1 protein-coding gene and 1 pseudogene are annotated in these 676 nt (G+C 70.9%); one reads left to right on the forward strand and one right to left on the reverse strand.

Annotated features, from left to right (window positions below):
- Nucleotides 1-95: 95 nt before the first annotated feature.
- Nucleotides 96-389, forward strand: a complete 294-nt coding sequence (locus A5673_RS03115; protein WP_068227043.1) for a DUF503 domain-containing protein — start codon at nt 96-98, stop codon at nt 387-389.
- Here the strand turns inward: A5673_RS03115 and A5673_RS03120 are convergent.
- Nucleotides 386-676: pseudogene (locus A5673_RS03120) on the reverse strand (SAM-dependent methyltransferase); the annotation flags it as partial. The gene A5673_RS03115 and the pseudogene A5673_RS03120 sit on opposite strands and share 4 nt — an antisense overlap.

Raw genomic sequence — 676 nt, forward strand, 5'->3', positions numbered from 1 at the left:
AGCGCCGGTTTGGAAGCCGGGCGGTCGCGTGCCTCCGGCTGATCCGTCATGTTCGCAGCGTAGGACCGGGCGCCGACTCCCCCCGGCTGATTCCGGTGTGGATCGGCTGGCTCGAGTTCGACGTGTTGCTGGGCGACGTGCGGTCGCTCAAACAGAAGCGATCGGTGATTCGCCCCGTCGTCGCCGAGCTGCAGCGCAAGTTCAGCGTGTCGGCAGCCGAGACCGGTGCACAGGATCTGTATCGGCGGGCCGGCATCGGCGTGGGCGTGGTGTCCGGCGATCGCGGGCACGCCGTCGAGGTGCTGGACGCGGCCGAACGCCTGGTGGCGGCGCATCCGGAGTTCGAGCTGCTGTCGGTGCGGCGCGGCCTGCACCACAGCGACGATTAACCGTCGCGGCCCTCGCGTTTGCGGCCCAGCGGCGCCGGCGCGACGACGCCGGGCGCGAGCCGCCGCGCGAAGATCAGGAACGCGGTATGCCCGCGCATCGAATGCTGCGGGCGAACGGCCAGGCCGACCACGTTCCAGCCGCGCTGCATCGTTTCCCAGGACCGCGGCTCGGTCCAGCACTGCTGGTCCCGCAGGGCCTCGACGGTCCGCGACAGCTGGGTGACGGTGGCCACATAAATCATCAGCACACCGCCGGGGATCAGCAGCCGTGCCGCCGCGTGGAGCAC

The sequence above is a fragment of the Mycobacterium sp. E3198 genome (genome assembly GCF_001667015.1).
GTDB lineage: Bacteria > Actinomycetota > Actinomycetes > Mycobacteriales > Mycobacteriaceae > Mycobacterium.